The following is a 17,357-nucleotide window of genomic DNA, read 5'->3' on the forward strand; positions in this document are numbered from 1 at the left end:
CTATTTTGCCCCCGGCTTGAAAAGAACAACAGACCCCACAGTTCTATCCGGATTTAATTTGTAAATAGTTATTGAGCCATCCGCCGCCATATCAATTTTGTTGCCTTTGGTAGTGGCCGACAGACTGCCATCAGGATTTGTGGATGTGTAATCCGGCCTAGGAGGATACATTCTTCCTTTATAAGCCAGTCCCGGGTTGGCCTCAGCCGTAACGCCGCTATATGCGTCTTCAACCGCATTCAATGTATTTGCCATCAAATTGAAAGCTTCCTTTGCACTGTTTGCAGCCGGAGCGTTTTCAAGTGATTTGTAATATAGTGCAATTCTCTCTCCTTGATTTAGGTTCGTACCCGCAGGTGGCGCATCAGGTCCCAAAACATCTGGCGTTCTCCCAGAAGATGAACTGGACGATTTGATCGGATCGATCGGTGCTGTCGCGACCTCCCCGCTCTTTGGCACAACTCCATCAAGATTGAATCCCTTTCCAATGCCGGAGCCACCGAACATCTCAATTAGGTTGAGAACAGTGGTAGCGACATTCCCCGACGAGGATAGCAGTTGATCGCTCATGGCTTCCCCTAAAGCTGATTTGGCATCAGCATCAAGCCCTGCGATTTGATTTTGATTCAACGGCGGAGGATATCCGTATTGATTGAAAAAATCGGAAATTCCCTTTGCCGTGGTAGGAAGAACCTCACTGTACATACTCGAGTCGTAGAAGAAACTCGGTTGCGGAGTAAGTCCACCGCGGGTCACCGCGGTGTTGGTGAACATTTGCAGCGTGATGCCATTGTTGTCGGTAAATACCATTCCCTGGGTATCGGCAAGAAGGGAAACTCGAATAGCTCCCATTGCCGCTACGGCGGTCTTGCCATATTGCTGCACAAGCATTTGCGTGTTGGCATCGTCGAGGTTCAAAAGCGCAAATTTATCGACAAGGTTGGCCACTTGTTCGTCACTTAGCAGCGCAAATGCGCCAGGAGCCCTGGCTCTGGCGTCTCTCGCAACGCGCATTCTGTTTGCCGCCAGCCAATCTCGCTCTGCCTGTGCAAGTTGCCTGTTGTTCACATCCTCGTTGTAAGCCGCTGCGGCTCCGGTAATTCCGCCGGCGGCCGCTCCGATTCCGGCCGCAACTGCCGCGCCAACCGCGTTCTTGACGCCTGGTGGCATGTCATTCGTGAACTCATCAATGAGGGGGGCCGCAAGTGCTGCCGAACCAGCGCCCAGCGCACCATCCGTCTTGCCGCCTAACGCCCCGACGATCATGTGCGCGACTACGCGGCCAAGACCACCTTCCTTCCAGTTGTCATAGTTGTTTTGTGCGTTGGCTATGACGTTATTGGCCCCATCCAGTGCTTGCTGTGCTTGTTGCTGCTGTTCCGGCGTTGCATTTGGGTCATCCAGCACCTGCCGAGCAGCCTGTGCCTGCCCCTGCGCCTGCGCCAGAAGGTCTAAAGACTTCTGCACCTGTTGATCGGCAAAGAGGCCCACGGCCCTGGCCGCTGGCGCGTTGAACTGTTCAGTCAGGTAACTCTGTGCCTGAACATTCTTGACGATCTCCTGGGTGTTCCAATCCTTGATCAATGTGCCTGCGCTGCTGTTGTCCCCGGTCCTTACACTTTGGTCGCCCGCGATACCAGAGACGCCAGATTTCGTGACACTGTTCTGGCTGCTGCCGTTGTAGCTTCCGAGGCCGACTGTAGGGGCGGAGAGGCCAGTCTTCGGGGGCGGCTTCTTGGTGTCAGTTATTGGGGCGTTCGGGTCGCTGGTCACGCCTACACTCGCGCTTGCGCCGACTGAATAGCTGCTTCCACTGCTGCGGCTCATATTCTGCAAGTCGCTCATCGTGAGCGCACCGCCAGTGGAGAAACTGTTCTTGTTGTTGTCGATGGCCACCTGGGTGCTCTCGATCACGGCACCGGTGAGATTCGTGTTGCCCTTGACCTTCACATCGAAGCCGCCATCCCCCGCCTTGATGCCTGACTGGGTGTTCGGGCTGATAAAGACACCATCGGCCTTGGCACTGGCGGCGTTGCCGCTGACGGTGGCCACCGCCCCATAGCAGATCGGCGGGATGCACAGGCTCACCCCGAAGCCGCTGCTGGACTGGCGACTCTGGCCCACGCTCACGTCCTGCAAGGTGGTGATGTTCAGGTCGCCCCCAACGTCCGCTGTCACGCGGTTGCCTTCTATCGTCGCCCCGTTGAGCGTGAGGTTGCGGCCGCTGGAGACGTTCACGGCGTTGCCGCCGGAAACCTGGGTGGCGTTGTAGGTTGTCTCGTTCTGCTTATCGCTGCCCTTGCCGTTCTGCACGCCCAGTTGGATGCTGAAGCCGGTCTGCGCGCCCGCGCCAAAGGTCACCCCCACGTTGGCGCCATGGCTGGAGTTCTGGCCCGTCGTCACGCTTGTGTCCTTGCTGGCCTCCAGAATGACGTCGTTGTCCGCCGCCATGTTGACGGTATTGCCCGCCGCGATGGTGGAGCCCACGGCGTGGATGTTGGAGTCAGCGCCCGCGCCGGTGGCCACGATGTTGACGTTGTTGGCCCCCGTGACGCTGGAGCCCACGGCCGTTGTGCTGTTGCTGAAGCTGGTGCCCTGGCTGGTGTTGCGGCTCGCGGTCACGCTCACGCCGTAGCTCAGGGTGCCCGCTTCACTCATGCTGGTCAGGCTGGGGCCGCTGCCGCTCAGCGCGCCAGCGAGCGTGCTGCCCGCGCCGTAGGCTTGCTGGCCCGCCATGGCCAGATTCAGCGCACCCAGGGCCTGCATGCGACCGTTTCCATTGGTGTCTCCAACCGCCTTCACGGTTTTCTTGGCGTTGCGCAGGCTGTCGGTGCTCAGTCCCATGAAGCTGGCACTGCCGCCCAGCTTGCTGCTGGAACTGCGCTGCATGCTCACGGTCTGCTCGGTGTTGTAGGCCTCGTTGATGGTGACGTTCTTCGCGAGGATGTTCACGTCCCCGCCCACCGATGGGCCTGCCTGCCCCGCAGCCAGGACGCTGCTGGCGGTCTGGCGGTATTCATTGCCGGCTACCAAGGTGACGTCGCCCGTGAGGCTTGCGACCTGGCTGGCTTGCTGGGTGGTACGGGTGGTCGCCTGGGCTCCGAAGTCCTTGATATTGCCCAGTCCAGGTGCTGACCAGGAACCAATAAAGCCACTCTTGGCATTGGCCGAGGAGCTGCTGCTGAGTTCGGTGTTCTGGGCGCTCTCGATGGTGAGGTTGTGCCCAGCCATCATGGTGATGTTCCCGTCGGCCACGACGGTCGCCGCTTGCAAGGTGGTGTCGCGGCCGCTGACGGTCTGCAGGCTGCCAGCCGAGATGGTTGTGCCCACGGCCTGGGTCTTGATGTCGGCGTTGACACTGTTGCCCGAATTCTTGCGATTGCCGTAGCCGCCGACCGGCCCTCCGGCATCGGAGGCGAGGGCCCAGGCCTTGGACAAGCCCGTGCTGCTGGTGCGCTGCTGGCTGGCGTGCAGTTCGGTGCTGCTGCTTGTGGCGGTGGTGAAGTTGATGTCACGGCCAGCCGATAAGCCCATCGCGTTCTGCGAACTCAGCTGCGCGGCCTGGGCATTGATGTCATTGCCCGCGACCAGGGCCACGGTCTTGCCGCTCAGGCTGCTGGACAGCACGTCCACGATGCTGGAGCTGTCCATGGTGCTGGAACTGCTCTTCCTGAACAGGGACTTGGATGAGTGCTGCGTGGCGGTGGCCACGCTGCTCGTAGCCTGCCCTGCGGTGATGTTGATGTCATTCTTGGCCGTGGCGGTCAACGCGCCGTCCACACTGGCGACTGCGCCCGCGCGGATGTTCAGGTCATTGCCGGCTGCAAGACGCACGTCGTCCTGGCCCTGGATGACGGAACCCACCTCCCGGCTCTGCGACGAGATACCCGCAACGTTCTTGCTGGCGAACGAGATGGTGTATCCCTCGGTCACGGTACCGAGATTGACATCGTGTCCGGCACCGACAGCTACCGAGCCTGCACTGACCATGGCCGCGCCGATCAGATTGACGTCGTGCCCCGCAGAGGCGACCAGCACACCGCCAGGATTGGTCACATAGACGCCCGCCACGCGGTCGATGGCGGTGCTCGTGCCTCGGGAGTTCGTGGTGGTCTCCACGTTGATATCCCCACCGGCCTTCAGAACGGCGGCATCTCTGGCGGTAATGCTTGCGCCGATGTTGTTGATATTGCCGCGCGCGTTGATGCCCACGACACCACCTGCGATCCGCCCGCCATCGAGGTTGTTGACATTGTCAGCGGTGATCGACACCAGAGACCGGCCGGCGATAGTGCCCCTGTTCGTCACGTCGCCCGTGCTCTTGATCTTGACCGCGTCCGCGCTCAACAGCGCCCCCGAACCATCGATGTCACCCGGCTGCACGCGCACATAGACCTGCGGCACCAGCACGCGTTGCGTCGTGCCGTCCGGCAGCGTCACGGTCTGCTCGACCAGCCAGACGATGTCGCTGGTCAACTGCGCCATCTGAGCGGCGCTCAACCCTATGCCTGGACGCAAGCCATATTGCTTGGCGAACGTTGCCCCCGCATTCATCAATGCGGTGTACTGCTCATCGTCATTGCTGAAGCCGTCCAGATAGCGGTAGCCCGTGAGCTGCGCCACCTGCTCGCGGATGAGCTTCTGTTCGTAGAAGCCGTCACCCAGGCGCTTCAGGGTGTTGTTCGGATCGAGCCCGAGGTTGTTCAGCAGGTAGTCGCTGCTGAGCCAGTTGCGATAGTTCGCGAAGCGCGGATCGGTTTCGATCAGGTAGCCGCCAGGGCCCGCATGGATACTGAACAGGCTGGCGGTGGGAATACCGATGTTGAGCATGCTGGTGCGAACGACCATGGGCATGCTCTGGCTGCCGCTGGTACTGCCCACATTGGCCGCGACCTCGACCACGACGCCCGGACCGGGGCCACCGTTGGTGCCACTGGTGCCACCTGCACTGCCTCCTGCAGCCCCCACCGAAGCCGTACCCGCGTTGTAGGCCGTGGCGGCGTTGAGGTTGGGCTGATACTTGTAGGCCCCTAGGTTGATCGAAGTCGGAGCGACAACAATCGGGATGTTCTGCGCCTGCACCTGCCCCTTGTTGTTGACCACGGTCGCCGAGCCCGTGACAGTCACCTGACCGGTCAACTGGCTGGATTGGTAGTCGGTCGCGTTGATGGTTCCACCAGCCAGCACCTGGCTGTCCTGGTTGTACAGGCGCCCATTGACCGTCATGTTGCCGCCCGCGACAAGGTGGGCGGGATCGACATTGATGGCCGTGTCCGTGGTCGTCGTGATGACGTTGTTCCAGATGCCGTAGCCATCCATGCCCACGAGTTCGCCGGTGTCCTTGCGATAGACCAGGCCGTTGGCCGGATCGACGTTGACCTCGTCCAAGGCGTAGGTGGTGGTCCTTCCCACGCCGCTGCCCAAAGGCGTGACCGGCGCGATTCCGACCAGAACGCCGGGCGTCACCGTGGGCGTGCCCTTCTGGATGTGCACGTCGCGGTTGTTGACCTGCGCCATCGAGATCGACATGTTGCCCAAGGACTCGATGTCCGCACTCAGGTTGTTGAGCACGCTGCCTTGGCCGGCGGCCTGGCGATTGGCGTCGAGCGCGCCGCCGATGCGCATGTCGCCGCTGCTGAAGATCAGCGAGTGCTCGCGGTTGCTGATGGTGTTCGCGCCGATGTCCAGGGTGTCGCGCGCCGCGATGGTCCCGGCCTTGGTGACACCGTTGACGGTTTCGGCGTCGTTGTTCAGCGTGCCTGCTGCAATAGAGATCGCATTGCCGTAGATACGGCCGGTGCCGATGTTGTTCAGCGTCCCCGCATTGACCTGCGTGTTGCCCTGGCTGTCGATCAGGCCGCGGTTGTTGAGGGTGCTGGCGTTGACGGTCGTATCTCCACCCGACATCTCGCCCGTGGCGGTGTTGTCGACCACATTGCCGTTGACCGTGAGGGTATCGCCCGCGAGCAGCTTGGCGTTGTTGGTCAGGTGGCCGGTGGTGCCATAGGTGAGGTTGCCGCCGACGCTGACGTCCTTGCTGTTGACGATGTCCTGGGTGAGCGCGACGGACATGTCCTTGCCGCTGGTGAACTGCCCGTCGTTGCTGAAGTTCGCCGCGTCGATCTTCAGGCTGTTGGTTGCCACCAGGGTGCCGCCCGTGTTCACCACGCTGAGCGTCTTGGCGCCCGGGTTGGCCGCGTTGGGGTCCTTGATAACCAGCTCGTTCGCCGCCGAAATCAGGCCCGAGGTGTTGTTGACGGTGCCGCCGCTGGTGATGGTCGCATCGACATCGGCGCGGATGGCGCCCGAGGTGTTGTCCAGGCTGCCAGCAGCAATGACGACGTTCTTGCCCTCGATGCCTTGATCGGTGCCCTGGGTGCTGGTGTTGGCAACGCTGCCGGCATTGATCGTCGTCGTGGCCGCCGAGCGGATCAAGCCGCCGGTGTTGGTCACGCTCGCGGCGCCGATGTTCAAGTCGCTCGTGACATCGTTGCTGGCGATGGTGCCGGACGTGTTGTCCAGGGCACCGGACACGGTGACGCCCATGGCACCGGGCCCGGTCTGCACGATCTGACCGCTGCGGTTGCTCAGGGCGCCCGCGTCGATGGTGATCTGCTTGGCATAGGTGCTGCCGCCATCCTGGGCAAAGCTGCCGGAAATGGCGACCGTCAATGCACCGTTGCCCGTGATCTGGCCGTTGGCACCGCTGTAGCTGCCGCCCGAGATGCTCAGCGTGCCGGCACCGGCATGCTCGATCTTGCCAGCGTTGCTGGTGATGGCCGCGGCCTGTAGCGTGAGGTCCTGCCCGTTGCTGGCGATGCGCCCGCCGTCGTTGTTCAGGGTGCCGCTGGTCGCGATAGTGGTGGCACCAGCCCCGGTCTGCACGATCTCGCCGTTGTTCGTGTTGGTGATGTTCGAGACGTGCAGGTCCAACTGGCCGGCATTGAGCTTGCCCGCGCTGTTGACCAAGGTCTGCGTGGGTTGGCTGTTGGCCGTCACGCTCAGAGTGCCGGGGGTGGTCACTGTGGCGCCGCTGGTGATCACGTTGCCTTGCGTCGCGGTGATGGCAATGTTCGCCGCGCTGGTCTGCTTGCCTGACAGGTCAACGCTCGAGCCTTGCAGCGTGGCATTGCCCGCCGCGAGGTTGGTGCCGTTGGCGACAAGGGCGCCAGTGCTGGTCACACGCAGGTCGCCCGTGCTGCTGAGTGTGCCGTCGTTTTGGACGCCAGCGCCGAGCACCCCGGTGCTGCTGCTCTGCACGCTGCCGGCCGTGAGGGTGGTATTGCGGCCCGCCGTGATGCTGCCGTCATTGGTCAGCGCGCCGCCGACCACCACATTGACGTCGTTCGCACCGCGCAGGCTGCCGCCATTGGCGAGCGAGCCGGCCTGGATGCCCAGGTCGGTGGCTGCGTTGATGCTGCCACCGGTGCCGTTGACCAATTGGTTGGTCACCCCGAGCTGCGCGCCGGCCTGTGCGGACTGGATGCTGCCCCGGGTGTTTTGCAGCGAGCTGGTGTTCAGGGTCAGCCCCTGATTGGAAGCCAGGGTGCCGCTGCTGTTGATGGTGGCTCCGGCCACGTTCGCAGTCAGTGCGCCTGCGGCCGATATCGATCCGCGCGTGTTCTCGGTCTTGCCGCCGACCGTGAGGTTGGCATCGGTGGCGCTGGTCAACACGCCATCGGTGTTGATCAGGTCGCCGCTGGTGGCGATGTTCAGCGAGCCGGCATAGAGCTTGCCACCGGTGTTGTCCAGTTGACCGACATTGGCGCTGAAGCTGTTGCTGACGTTGAGGGTCCCGCCTGCGTTGCTGAAGTTCGGGCCGGTGACAGCCATGCTGGTCACCGACAGCGAGCCGCCCGCATTGTTGATCCGGGGCGTGTTCAGCGTGATGGGGCCGCCCGCGTAGATGCGCCCGCCGTCGTTGGAGATGGTGCCGCCTGCGGTGATCGCGCCAGGTGCGAGTGGCGTGTACGTGGTGGTTGTTCCACCAGTGCTGGTGCCGTCCGTTGCGGATGCCGTCGTCGTGCCGCCGCTGCTGCCAGAACTCGTGCTTCCCGAGCTTGTTGTGCCACCGCTGCCTGTGCCTGTGCTGCCTGTGCCTGTGCTGCCTGTGCTGGCACTCACAGGCTCAGCGCCGATCACTCCGCCATTGGTATTGCTCAAGACTGGCGCGGTGATGGTCAGGCCGGCCGTGCTGGTCTGGCGGATCGTGCCGCCGCGGTTGTCGATGTCACCGGGGGTGATCAGTTCGACGCGCTGGCCCTCCAGCGTGCCGGTGTTCTCGAGACGGCCTGCTGCGGTGACGACAAGACCGCCGGCACCGGCGCCGATGTTGCCGGCGTTGCGCACGCCCAGGCCAGCTTCTGTGCCAATGAGCCAAATCTTGTTTGCATACATGCCGCTCAACGCGGCCACGTCGAGGGCGAAGGTTGGTGCAGCACCGGTGCCCGTCGTGGGCGTGATCTGGGTATGATCAGCGCTGATTTGGTTCGCACCCGTGACCACTTTGAGTTCGCTGGCCCAGATGCCGGCATTGACCTGCACGGCACGCGCGAGAATGGCGGCGTAGTCGGTTTTGCTGGCATCGAGGCCCGCGCCGTCGATGGTGATGGTGCCGCCGCGAACGAGGAAGCTGTCGAGGCCACCGATGGCGTTGAACTGCGGCGTGCCAGTCGTTAGCGTTGCCCTAGACGCGTTGATAAAGCCGCCGCCATCGACGCTGATGCCCGCGGGATTGGCGATGATCACCTCGGCCCGGGAGCCGCCGACCTCGATGTAGCCGCGCAGCTGGCTGGGACTGCCGCCGTTGACTTCGTTCAAGATGATGCGTGCGGAACCTGTTGCGAGATAGGGATTGCCCTGGACGATTCCACCGAGCTGGGTCTGCACTGTCGTCCGGCTATTGTTCAGGATGACGCCATTCGTTCCCACGTTGAACTGGCTGTAGACATTGCGCGAGACACCGGCAGCGCTCGGGGTCTGGATGTTGATCAGGGGCACCCCGTTCGGGGCCACGAGCACGGTGGGGCGCAGGCTGCCGGGGACGTTGGGCGCCCCCACGATCTGGGCCTGGCCAGGAAGCGCGACCAGCACACCGAAGAGCGCCACTGCCGCTGCCGCAGCACCGGCTCCTCCCGTGGCCCTGGATGCGCCCTTGCCCGTGGCCCTGGCGGTCTCCTGAACGACCATGCGCAGCCCGCGCTTCGCATTGAACACAATGCGGTGTAGGTTCTTGTTCATCGCGTCCCTCTTCCCCGATCGTTCGTGTGACAGCAACGCACGCTGCGAAAGGCAATGTGCTGAGATGCCGAGTTCGGCGTCTACGTGCCCGGATTTTGGGATCGGAATGCGAGAGCAAATGTCAAGAAATCTCAGGGCGCGAAGATTCGCTTCGAAAGCGCCACTTACCTCACGCTCTCAAGTCGCTGCGCCGCCACACTAGTCCTCGGCGAGCGGCTCTGAGGTCCCAGGCGCAAGTCCAGCCACTCGACATTCGCCTCGCCAAAAGAAAACCCCGGCGCGAAGCCGGGATCGAGCGCGATGCGCTTGCGTGTCACCAAGCACGCCGATCAGAGCACCAGCCGAAGTCCTTCGCTGCGTGCGCAGTTCAATGGGGACGTCAATGCCCGAGCCATCACGGCGAGCGCCGTGTCACCACTCACCCACTTCACGGACACACCGGTCCAGTTCCCACTCCAGCCGTTCCAACTGGTGCAGCCGCTCACGTGCGTGTCTTTCATTGGCTCGCTGCGTGCCAGTGAGCCTTGCCAACCTGCGAGAAATCATCGACAGCATCGCGCGAGGCTTTGTGACGCACCTCATCGATGCGGTTCCTGGAATGTGGCGAAGACCATTCATGGCATGTCTCTTTAGTAGGCGTTCAATTACCCAGAGCAACGCGGCGCGCGGCGACTCCGCCTACCCGGCGCCGAATACGCCGAGCGCCAAATCGTGAATTTCGCACACTGTTTCCGAAAAACACGAACAGGGAATTGCTTGAGCCGATTGACGCCACTTGCTGAGATTCGGCCGATGGCCATGCAGTCATTGGAGTTGGTGGTCACCGGGCATTCCCAGTCAAGGCGCAAGGTCCCATACCGGCCACAACCAGAGATTCATCAGGCGCTCTAAGATTTGGCGGATGCCGATACTCCGTGCGCTGATCGGCGCGGCTACATTCAGTCAACAGCAATCTTCGATCCTCTCATCCAGAAATGCATGTCGCACTCAAGCCATTTCTTGCCGATGGCGTCTTCGGTGACGTCCGAGTTGGCATGCACAGAACGGAAGTTCTTGCGGTTGCTGGCGAACCGAGCGAGTTTCATCGAGGCAGTTCACCGGACGAGGCTGAACTCTGGATCAATGGAAGGACTACGTTCTGGTTTTCTGGCCCGATCCTGAAACGGGTGGGCGTGTACTACACGCTTGAGTATTCAACGAATGATCTCATTCAGTACGGTCCGGAGTTCCCGGACCGGGGCGCGCACGTTGATCCACTCTTGGAGTTCATGCAACGAGAAAATATCTCATATGCGGCGAGTCATGACTCTCGAGGACTCGTCACGAGCGCCAACGTAGAAATCGTCACCGGTCACCAGGGGCTACTGAACAGCATCATCTGTCCAGCTTTGGAAATCCCGCCATATCAGAGACGTCGCCCGCTTTCGAACTAGGTAGGCATGGCGTCTGCCGAGGGCCTCCGCGACAGCCACGTCTCCGGCTACGGTCGGCCAGAACCGGCCTTTCGTCACGAACGCTCAGTTTTGGTTCGAACTACGAACTCCCGCCTACCGATGGACAGATAGAGTTGACCGAGATGTCCGAAAAAACTGTCATGGTTGACCGAGAAGGAAAGTGCCGCCGCATTCAAAAAGGATTCTGCTGGCCCGCATTCCTTGTCCCAACACTTTGGGCTTTGTCCGAAGGGCTCTGGCGCCAATGTGCGCTCTCAGTACTTGCGGCCTTTGCGACACGCATCTCTCTTGAAGCCGCAAGGACGAATGGCGTTCCGCTTCTAAGCGTCGCCGGGCTACTCATCTATCCGTCCGCCATGCTCGTGTTCGGTTGCTTTGGAAATCGCTGGCTGTTGTCGCATCTCGCGGCCCATGGTTGGGTCATGGTTGACGGAGGTCGACCAATTTTGGCCCTTCGACACCATCCCTCTATTTCCTCAAACCGTTCCCATCGATGACCGAGCAAGCTGCTTCAACGCCTTGGGGGAACGGCCCTCATGGACCACATATGACCTTGCGCCTTAGCGGCTTCTGGACCGGCCTTGTCAGCACGATTCTTTTTCATTGGGTGCTGCGCCTTCACCATGGCCAAGTCGACGCTCCCGGTTGGATGCTCGTCATGGTGAGCGCGATTCATGTTCTTGCCAGTGGCTACTTGGGACAACAAATCTACGACCGGCATCGCCGGTGGCTCATTGGTTTCCTTGTTCTCGCGTTCCTCTTCCCTCTCATCATGTACTTCGCTTCCGCTTAGGATGTGAGCGATCGCTGCTGCGCCAATCAACCCTGATATGCCTATTGAGTCTGTAGAACTGCTGCCACGGATACCTCTCACACGCTATCGCCTTGTAGAAAAGGTTTCATCTGAAGGCGACAGCATGATGGTCGCGATAAGGCTGATGCCTGAGAACGTCGTGTGGGAGGTCGCGTTTCCCTCGCTTGTAGGTTATCGCGTGTTCGACGAAAGAGATCTGCTTTCCTATTGGCCTGCCTGCTCGAGAGGCACGGTCTTCGAGATTGTGAAAGGTGGGTGGCTTGCTGCAGCCGGCGTTGATACGGGCTACGTGTTGACCGGGTTCTATGGAAAGGTTCGCGAATTCTTCGTTGCGGGAGAGGGGCAATGCGTCAGTGTTTTGGCGGCCGAGCCGCCTACCATCGCCCAACGCAGTTCGCGATCAGAAACAGGCGAAAGGTGGACCTAAATGGGCTATGAGGTGTACATCACTCGCGCACCATCGAACCTTCAGACAAAGGAGTTTCCTATTTCGCGAAACGAGTGGCAGGACGTCGCTGACTCCGATGATGAGCTCGTCTATTCGACCGATGATTGGTTCGAACGCCGCCTAGATACAGGAGAGATTGAGCGTCTCCATCCGTGGCTCTATATCAAGCATCCAAATCGGCCTCGACTCTGGTTCAGCGACGGTGCGGTTCATATCAAAAGTCCTGACCAGGCCACCATCGCAAAGCTCGTGTCGTTGGCCAAAAGGCTCGATGCGATTGTTCTCGATGAGGATGGAGGAAGCAGCTATGGCGCAGATGGTGCATGGAAACCGTGGAAACCGCCCCCAGGTCCGAGATTGCCATGGTGGAAGCGCTTATTACGTTCTCCATGATCTGGCTGGGTATGCGGCTGTGACTCGCTGCGGCGAGGAATGGTCGTGCAAATCGACCGACCGGCGACGCCGAGACGAAGAGGAGGAATGAATCGATGCAGACAAAGGGCTCCGCCATAGAGGGCGTGGTAGCACAGTGGAGCAAGCTTCTTGAGTGGGAGCCCGCGGCGCTATTTCGCGGAACGGTCTTTCGGTGTAAGGCGGCGTGGCCCTATGAAAGCCTCGTAGATTTCATGCTCGTCGAGCTTCCAAATTCCCCGAGTGGACTCTCTGTCATTGTGGCCACCGGATACAAAGCCGGCTTGGTCCTTGTTCATCTGCCAGCAGAGGCGAGGTCAGCAGGAAATGTTCGAGCTTTGTCCACGGCATGGATACTTGAGAACTGGAGCAGATGGATCTATCCAGAGTGTCCAGCCGAGTCGGTGCACGTGATTGAAAATTACCCTGCCGAAGTTCGCATTGAAGGAGCACCATCTTCACCCTCGAGAGACCTCAAACTCTAACTGCGAGCGGACCGTCTCCGGTCAGCAACGGGAGTTTGTCACACGTTCTTTGCCCCGGGGGGTTCTTGACCTGGCTCAAGGGCACTGTCGATCGACAGGCCATGCAATAGCTTTCGAAGAAGGCACAAATTCACGGTTCTCCCTTATCCCTGCCTCTTCAAGATTTATACCGCTGCTACGCTGGCGCCCTCATGGTCACGTTGACCAATCAAGAGAGTATGCAAATGAGTCTTCTGTGGTTTCTCGTTGTTGGGCTTGTTGCTGGCTGGTTGGCCGGCATTCTTGTCAAGGGTGGTGGCTTTGGCCTTGTCGGCGATCTCATCGTCGGCGTGATCGGCGCCTTCCTCGGAGGCTTCCTCTTCAATACGTTTGGCGTGTCCCTGGGCGGCGGCCTCATCGGCCGTCTTGTTGTTGCCACCGTGGGTGCCGTCGTACTCCTGTTCATTGTTCGCCTCATCAAGCGCGCGTAGTTTCCAACATTCAGAAGGCGGGCGCGCCGGAACAACTCGTCGAGCATGAGTCAAGCAGTTGGATGTTCACCCGGTTGGATTCAGTCGGACTCGGCTCGACGAGAAGATGCGCGGCGATCATCTTGCACTCCGCACTCGCCGCGACTGACGATCGAAGGTTCCCTCCTAAAATTTCATGACCTCCCCCGCGCCCAAAAGCGCTGATCATTCCAGGCATGCGTTGATCGCGTGGCTTGTCGATTATTTCAAGAGCACCCCCTTCAAGGCGCTCAGCACCGCTGCGTTGGCGTTCGGCTGCTTTCTGCTGGGTACCGTTCTTTTTGGATCTCGGGGAGTTACCGCAACTCGATATTTCCAGCATGCTGCCTTTGCTTGCGACCGATCGCGATCGGCGGCTTTGCGCTGACCTTTTTTCTGGTTGCGATGCCTGTGGCTGGCGGACTGTTGGCTCGTTCTGGTCCCAACGCGCCCTCGTGGCAATCGGACTGGTGGTCACTGCTCATCTATGCGGCACCGAGCGTGGGATTTTCGTTCTTGCTCGGKGTCTCCTTGAATCAGTTCGATTTTTGGGAAATCGCCTTCAGGTACGCCAGCGGTCCGGTGGTGTTTTCGGGTGCTTTTCTGGCTGCTGCCCGAGTGTGGACCCTCCGTCGTTCGATCCTGGATCGAACTGCGCGGATTTCGGCATGGGCGATGCTTGCGTGGAATTCGATCGTTCAGGCCGCGCTGACGGCCTACCTGGTCAACCGAAGCTGACGCCCTTCTTGTATTCCTCGTACCCCCGGCAAGTCAGGCCCGCGTCGTCGGAATCGCACCAAACACCCTGAAGCGCCTGGTCAAGCTGCGCATCCCGTGGCGTGCCCGAGAAAGACACCGTCGCCACAGCAAGAAGCGCGGCCGCGAGAGTTAACCGGCGAACCGCGAACATGCGCGAGACTGTTCAGCGCACCCAGTGGCAAACGCGGTGGTGGTGGCGCGCATCCCACTTGCACACCTTGTGTGCCCGGTGCGGTGCGGCCGATGCGATGGTCGGTGCCAGCGTGGCGAAGGCCGTGAAGGCAACGATGCTGGAGAGGAGGACCTGCTTGATTTTCATGAAGTTCTTTCTAAGCAATGACGACGGGATGCGCTGCCGAAGCGGCGCAAACCGGACAACGAGGCACCTCAAATTTCAGACGACGCATAGAGATTCGGCGTTCGCGATCGGCCACCCAGATCGTGAATTACTTCATGAACATGTCGCGCAAACGAACTCGATCGCCAGCGCCTATCGGCTCAGTATCTCGTCATCGGGTTCACTGGTGATGAACAAGAATGGCGTGCCGAGATACGCATCCCGGCTGGCGACAAGGCGCTTGTTCTTCTTGAATGTGAAAAAGCTCTCGTGCCGATTCGATCGTCACATCCGGAAATTCCTGCCAGTCAACCGGATCACAAGGAACACGTTGCTTGCAACATGCACGTGTTTTCGTGCGACCCATGAGGTGCAATCTTGAAAAAGTCTCTGTTCTTGCTGGCTGCCGGTACGGTCTTCGCAGCTTCGGTCTTTGCGCAGACGCCGCCAGTGGCTGCAACGCCTGCTGCTGCGCCCGCCGCCCAAGCGCCAGCGGCTGCCGCAACATCCACCGCACCTGCAGCACCTGCCGCGAAACCGCTCACTGCAGCATCTGCTGCGAAATCGGCGGGAGCCACACCGACGCCGGCGGCTGCACCGGGTCAAGTGTGGGTCAATGGCAAGGTCTACCACTGCGCGAACGACAAGTATTTCGGCAAGACCAAGCGCGGCTCATACATGTCGGAGGCCGATGCGAAGGCCAAAGGCGCGCACGGAGTTCACGGCAAGGCGTGCTGATCACCGGACTACTCTGAACGCGCGAAAGGAATCATGCTTCACTATCTCTGGATGTTCATTGTCGGCATTGCCGTCGGTGCAATCGCGCGGTTCATCATGCCGGGCTCCGAGCACATTGGTCTTCTGATGACTGGCGTGCTCGGTGTCGTGGGCTCTTTCGTCGGCGGTGTCATTGCAAATGTTTTCAGCAGGCCCACCGGTGAGTCATTGATTCATCCAGCAGGTCTGATCATGTCAGTGATCGGCGCGTTGATCCTGTTGTTCGCCTGGAATCATCTGCCACGCTGATTGCGCTGCGAGAGCACACAAGCCGCCCATCTAAGCGGCTTTTTCCACGCCCTCTTACGCTGAAATTTCGAAACTACCGCTGATTCGGGCCTCGACACCAGAAAAAACGCCGTAGCACACAAGACCGAACTCAATCCAGCCTATGCGAACACGTAGACCGCGGCAGTTGAACGTAGCGCAACAGAACGCTAGTGTCGAGCGTTCGCTGCGTGCCGAAGCAACCGGAGGCAGCACGGCGTGCCACCGACGCTGGCGAGCCTGGGAGAAGAGCGGGGCATCAACTGGGGCAGATCAATCGGTATTGAGCTTGGCATTGACTTTCCAGGAATGCCCGGCATATCCGGTGAGCTAGTGACGCAAGACCATCGTTTCATCGCATTTGAAATCGATACGACGGATGAAGTGCGAGTGGAGCAGTGGGAGGAAATCACAAGCCTACAAAACTTCAACGAGCACAATCGAGGAATAGGCGTTGGACGCGGAGCGCTGGCTCTCAGGGTCCTGCGTGAGCTGAACGCGTAATTGGTGCGGCCTGACCTTCGCCACGACGCCAGAACCAAAACACCTAGAACGTTAAAGAGTCTTCACATGGAATGGACATCGGTACTTCTTTTGGCTGCTATGGCGCTTGGCCTCTTGTATGTGATCGCTGGCGAGAAGTCGCACGATATCGGCGAAGGCATCTTCAGTGCTGCGTTTCGCCTACAGCGAATGGTGCAAGCTCTCTATGCACGTGCAAAGTACCTTTCGGAAGAGCCAACCACGCCTTTAATCTGCAAATTGCTGCTCCGCGCCTTTGTCCGCGTGTCTTGGTACCTGTGGCTGGTCGCTGTATTTTCGCTTGGCTTGTTTCTAGTTTTCGGTAAAGCGCTCAGGTCCGTCATCAGGTTCACAATTTGAGCGGCGACAGCCCTCTACGAGGGCAGATTCTGCCCTTCGCCGGCTTTACGCAGGACGGGCCTCGACAACCTCTAGTTCATCGGCAAGGAAGTCACCCAGCCAGACCGTGGTTCCGTCCCCTTGGCTGCTTTCAACGACGTACCTGTTGGCGACGCCAGGCACAGCTAGGACATCGAGTAAGGTTCCGACGTCTCCAACCGCAGGAGGACGTTGGTTGACTCTCCAGCCGTCATAGTCGCCAGCTTGTCCAACCAACTTGAGAACGCGCACCACGACGTAAGGCTTAAGAATTTCGTCCATGACTCATATATCCGGCAAGATGCGAACGGTCGCTTCTGGTCGAGGCTGTGTGCAAGGCGTCAGGGACGCTCGAACTGATAGGGCCCCCGCACACTTCGGATAGAGCGCGAATCGCTTGCCCCGAATGCCCTGAAGTTCTCTCGCGCTTTCGTCAGACTGAGATTGCCGTTCGGGCCACCTCGAATGGCAGCAGCGTCACTGTCGTCTTGTCCGTCGTCTTCCCAAAAGCACACGGGGCAAATTTCATACCCGCCTCGTTCCTCGAGCGTTAGATAGTGGCAGCAGGGACATGGAAGGCCTAGCGCTTTCGGAGGGATGACATACATGGGCTCATTCATGACCAAAATTGAACAGCTCTTGAACTCGGGTGGCGGCCGCTCGACCCAGTGCTGGACCATGGACTGGGCTGGGATGGCTTAGTAGCTGCTGTCGACCTCGACCAGTGGGGAATACCGAAGCGCAGCCTGGCTTCGAGGGTCTTCACGTCGGCGGGGTAGAACCGGCCACAGTCGATCAGGGTCCTTTCAGCCCAGGAGGCACGTCCGACGAGCGTGGCCATGTGGGCATTATGCGAGGTGCGGCAGATATTGAAATCCTGGTCCAGCGTGAACTACTCACGGGTGCGTTGACAGTGGTTGACACACGTTGAGGCCGCGTAGGCATACAACGGCGGTTCAACAACTACGGGGAGTCAC

At 60.1% G+C, this 17,357-nt stretch carries 15 protein-coding genes; 11 read left to right on the top strand and 4 right to left on the bottom strand.

Going from position 1 to position 17,357, the window contains the following annotated elements; genetic code table 11:
* Window positions 1–9,240 (bottom strand): two-partner secretion domain-containing protein, encoded by a 9,240-nt coding sequence (locus AC1DXX_RS23095; RefSeq protein ID WP_478136541.1) that lies wholly within the window; start codon window positions 9,238–9,240, stop codon window positions 1–3.
* Window positions 9,241–10,214: 974 nt separating this feature from the next.
* Here AC1DXX_RS23095 and AC1DXX_RS23100 point away from each other — a divergent pair.
* From AC1DXX_RS23100 to AC1DXX_RS23130, 7 genes are all read left to right on the top strand, one after another.
* Window positions 10,215–10,673 carry a hypothetical protein gene (locus AC1DXX_RS23100; protein WP_478136542.1) on the top strand — a complete coding sequence of 153 codons (459 nt, stop codon included), beginning with the start codon at window positions 10,215–10,217 and terminating at the stop codon, window positions 10,671–10,673.
* A 568-nt stretch (window positions 10,674–11,241) separates the two neighbouring features.
* Entirely contained in the window at window positions 11,242–11,487 is a 246-nt protein-coding gene (locus AC1DXX_RS23105; protein WP_478136543.1) for a hypothetical protein, read from the top strand.
* Between the two features lie 37 nt (window positions 11,488–11,524).
* Window positions 11,525–11,935 carry a hypothetical protein gene (locus AC1DXX_RS23110; RefSeq protein ID WP_478136544.1) on the top strand — a complete coding sequence of 137 codons (411 nt, stop codon included), beginning with the start codon at window positions 11,525–11,527 and terminating at the stop codon, window positions 11,933–11,935.
* Entirely contained in the window at window positions 11,936–12,349 is a 414-nt protein-coding gene (locus AC1DXX_RS23115; protein ID WP_478136545.1) for a hypothetical protein, read from the top strand. It begins immediately after the preceding gene.
* A gap of 95 nt (window positions 12,350–12,444) precedes the next feature.
* Entirely contained in the window at window positions 12,445–12,852 is a 408-nt protein-coding gene (gene imm45, locus AC1DXX_RS23120) for an Imm45 family immunity protein (RefSeq protein ID WP_478136546.1), read from the top strand.
* 218 nt (window positions 12,853–13,070) lie between these two features.
* Window positions 13,071–13,322, top strand: a complete 252-nt coding sequence (locus AC1DXX_RS23125; RefSeq protein ID WP_478136569.1) for a GlsB/YeaQ/YmgE family stress response membrane protein — start codon at window positions 13,071–13,073, stop codon at window positions 13,320–13,322.
* 372 nt (window positions 13,323–13,694) lie between these two features.
* Window positions 13,695–14,078, top strand: coding sequence for a hypothetical protein (locus AC1DXX_RS23130; protein ID WP_478136547.1), 384 nt, complete (start codon window positions 13,695–13,697; stop codon window positions 14,076–14,078).
* Between the two features lie 184 nt (window positions 14,079–14,262).
* Here AC1DXX_RS23130 and AC1DXX_RS23135 read toward each other — a convergent pair whose 3' ends face one another.
* Entirely contained in the window at window positions 14,263–14,418 is a 156-nt protein-coding gene (locus AC1DXX_RS23135) for an HHHH-motif protein (protein ID WP_478136548.1), read from the bottom strand.
* A gap of 396 nt (window positions 14,419–14,814) precedes the next feature.
* Between AC1DXX_RS23135 and AC1DXX_RS23140 the strand changes: the two genes are divergently transcribed.
* The 4 genes from AC1DXX_RS23140 to AC1DXX_RS23155 all read left to right on the top strand — a co-directional run bounded on the left by AC1DXX_RS23140 (window position 14,815) and on the right by AC1DXX_RS23155 (window position 16,362).
* Window positions 14,815–15,174, top strand: coding sequence for a DUF3761 domain-containing protein (locus AC1DXX_RS23140; RefSeq protein ID WP_478136549.1), 360 nt, complete (start codon window positions 14,815–14,817; stop codon window positions 15,172–15,174).
* Between the two features lie 33 nt (window positions 15,175–15,207).
* Window positions 15,208–15,462, top strand: a complete 255-nt coding sequence (locus AC1DXX_RS23145; RefSeq protein WP_478136550.1) for a GlsB/YeaQ/YmgE family stress response membrane protein — start codon at window positions 15,208–15,210, stop codon at window positions 15,460–15,462.
* 237 nt (window positions 15,463–15,699) lie between these two features.
* A complete protein-coding gene (locus AC1DXX_RS23150) occupies window positions 15,700–15,984 on the top strand; it encodes a hypothetical protein (RefSeq protein WP_478136551.1) in 285 nt (94 codons plus the stop codon).
* Between the two features lie 66 nt (window positions 15,985–16,050).
* The gene (locus AC1DXX_RS23155; RefSeq protein ID WP_478136552.1) at window positions 16,051–16,362 is read left to right on the top strand and encodes a hypothetical protein; all 312 of its coding nucleotides are present in this window, start codon (window positions 16,051–16,053) and stop codon (window positions 16,360–16,362) included.
* A 45-nt stretch (window positions 16,363–16,407) separates the two neighbouring features.
* Here the strand turns inward: AC1DXX_RS23155 and AC1DXX_RS23160 are convergent, their stop codons facing one another.
* Together AC1DXX_RS23160 and AC1DXX_RS23165 are read right to left on the bottom strand one after the other, a co-directional pair.
* Window positions 16,408–16,662, bottom strand: a complete 255-nt coding sequence (locus AC1DXX_RS23160) for a hypothetical protein (RefSeq protein ID WP_478136553.1) — start codon at window positions 16,660–16,662, stop codon at window positions 16,408–16,410.
* A gap of 59 nt (window positions 16,663–16,721) precedes the next feature.
* Entirely contained in the window at window positions 16,722–17,060 is a 339-nt protein-coding gene (locus tag AC1DXX_RS23165) for a CPCC family cysteine-rich protein (RefSeq protein ID WP_478136554.1), read from the bottom strand.
* Window positions 17,061–17,357: the final 297 nt, after the last annotated feature.

The sequence above is a fragment of the Variovorax sp. P4_B10 genome (assembly GCF_056402375.1).

Excerpts from the sequence above, each read along its gene's own strand:
- AC1DXX_RS23155 (WP_478136552.1), top strand. The coding sequence starts at position 16,051 with ATGGAATGGACATCGGTACTTCTTTTGGCTGCTATGGCGCTTGGCCTC.
- AC1DXX_RS23095 (WP_478136541.1), bottom strand. The coding sequence starts at position 9,240 with ATGAACAAGAACCTACACCGCATTGTGTTCAATGCGAAGCGCGGGCTG.
- AC1DXX_RS23115 (WP_478136545.1), top strand. The coding sequence starts at position 11,936 with ATGGGCTATGAGGTGTACATCACTCGCGCACCATCGAACCTTCAGACA.
- AC1DXX_RS23145 (WP_478136550.1), top strand. The coding sequence starts at position 15,208 with ATGCTTCACTATCTCTGGATGTTCATTGTCGGCATTGCCGTCGGTGCA.
- AC1DXX_RS23100 (WP_478136542.1), top strand. The coding sequence starts at position 10,215 with ATGCATGTCGCACTCAAGCCATTTCTTGCCGATGGCGTCTTCGGTGAC.
- AC1DXX_RS23160 (WP_478136553.1), bottom strand. The coding sequence starts at position 16,662 with ATGGACGAAATTCTTAAGCCTTACGTCGTGGTGCGCGTTCTCAAGTTG.
- imm45 (WP_478136546.1), top strand. The coding sequence starts at position 12,445 with ATGCAGACAAAGGGCTCCGCCATAGAGGGCGTGGTAGCACAGTGGAGC.
- AC1DXX_RS23110 (WP_478136544.1), top strand. The coding sequence starts at position 11,525 with ATGCCTATTGAGTCTGTAGAACTGCTGCCACGGATACCTCTCACACGC.
- AC1DXX_RS23165 (WP_478136554.1), bottom strand. The coding sequence starts at position 17,060 with ATGGTCCAGCACTGGGTCGAGCGGCCGCCACCCGAGTTCAAGAGCTGT.
- AC1DXX_RS23125 (WP_478136569.1), top strand. The coding sequence starts at position 13,071 with ATGCAAATGAGTCTTCTGTGGTTTCTCGTTGTTGGGCTTGTTGCTGGC.
- AC1DXX_RS23105 (WP_478136543.1), top strand. The coding sequence starts at position 11,242 with ATGACCTTGCGCCTTAGCGGCTTCTGGACCGGCCTTGTCAGCACGATT.
- AC1DXX_RS23135 (WP_478136548.1), bottom strand. The coding sequence starts at position 14,418 with ATGAAAATCAAGCAGGTCCTCCTCTCCAGCATCGTTGCCTTCACGGCC.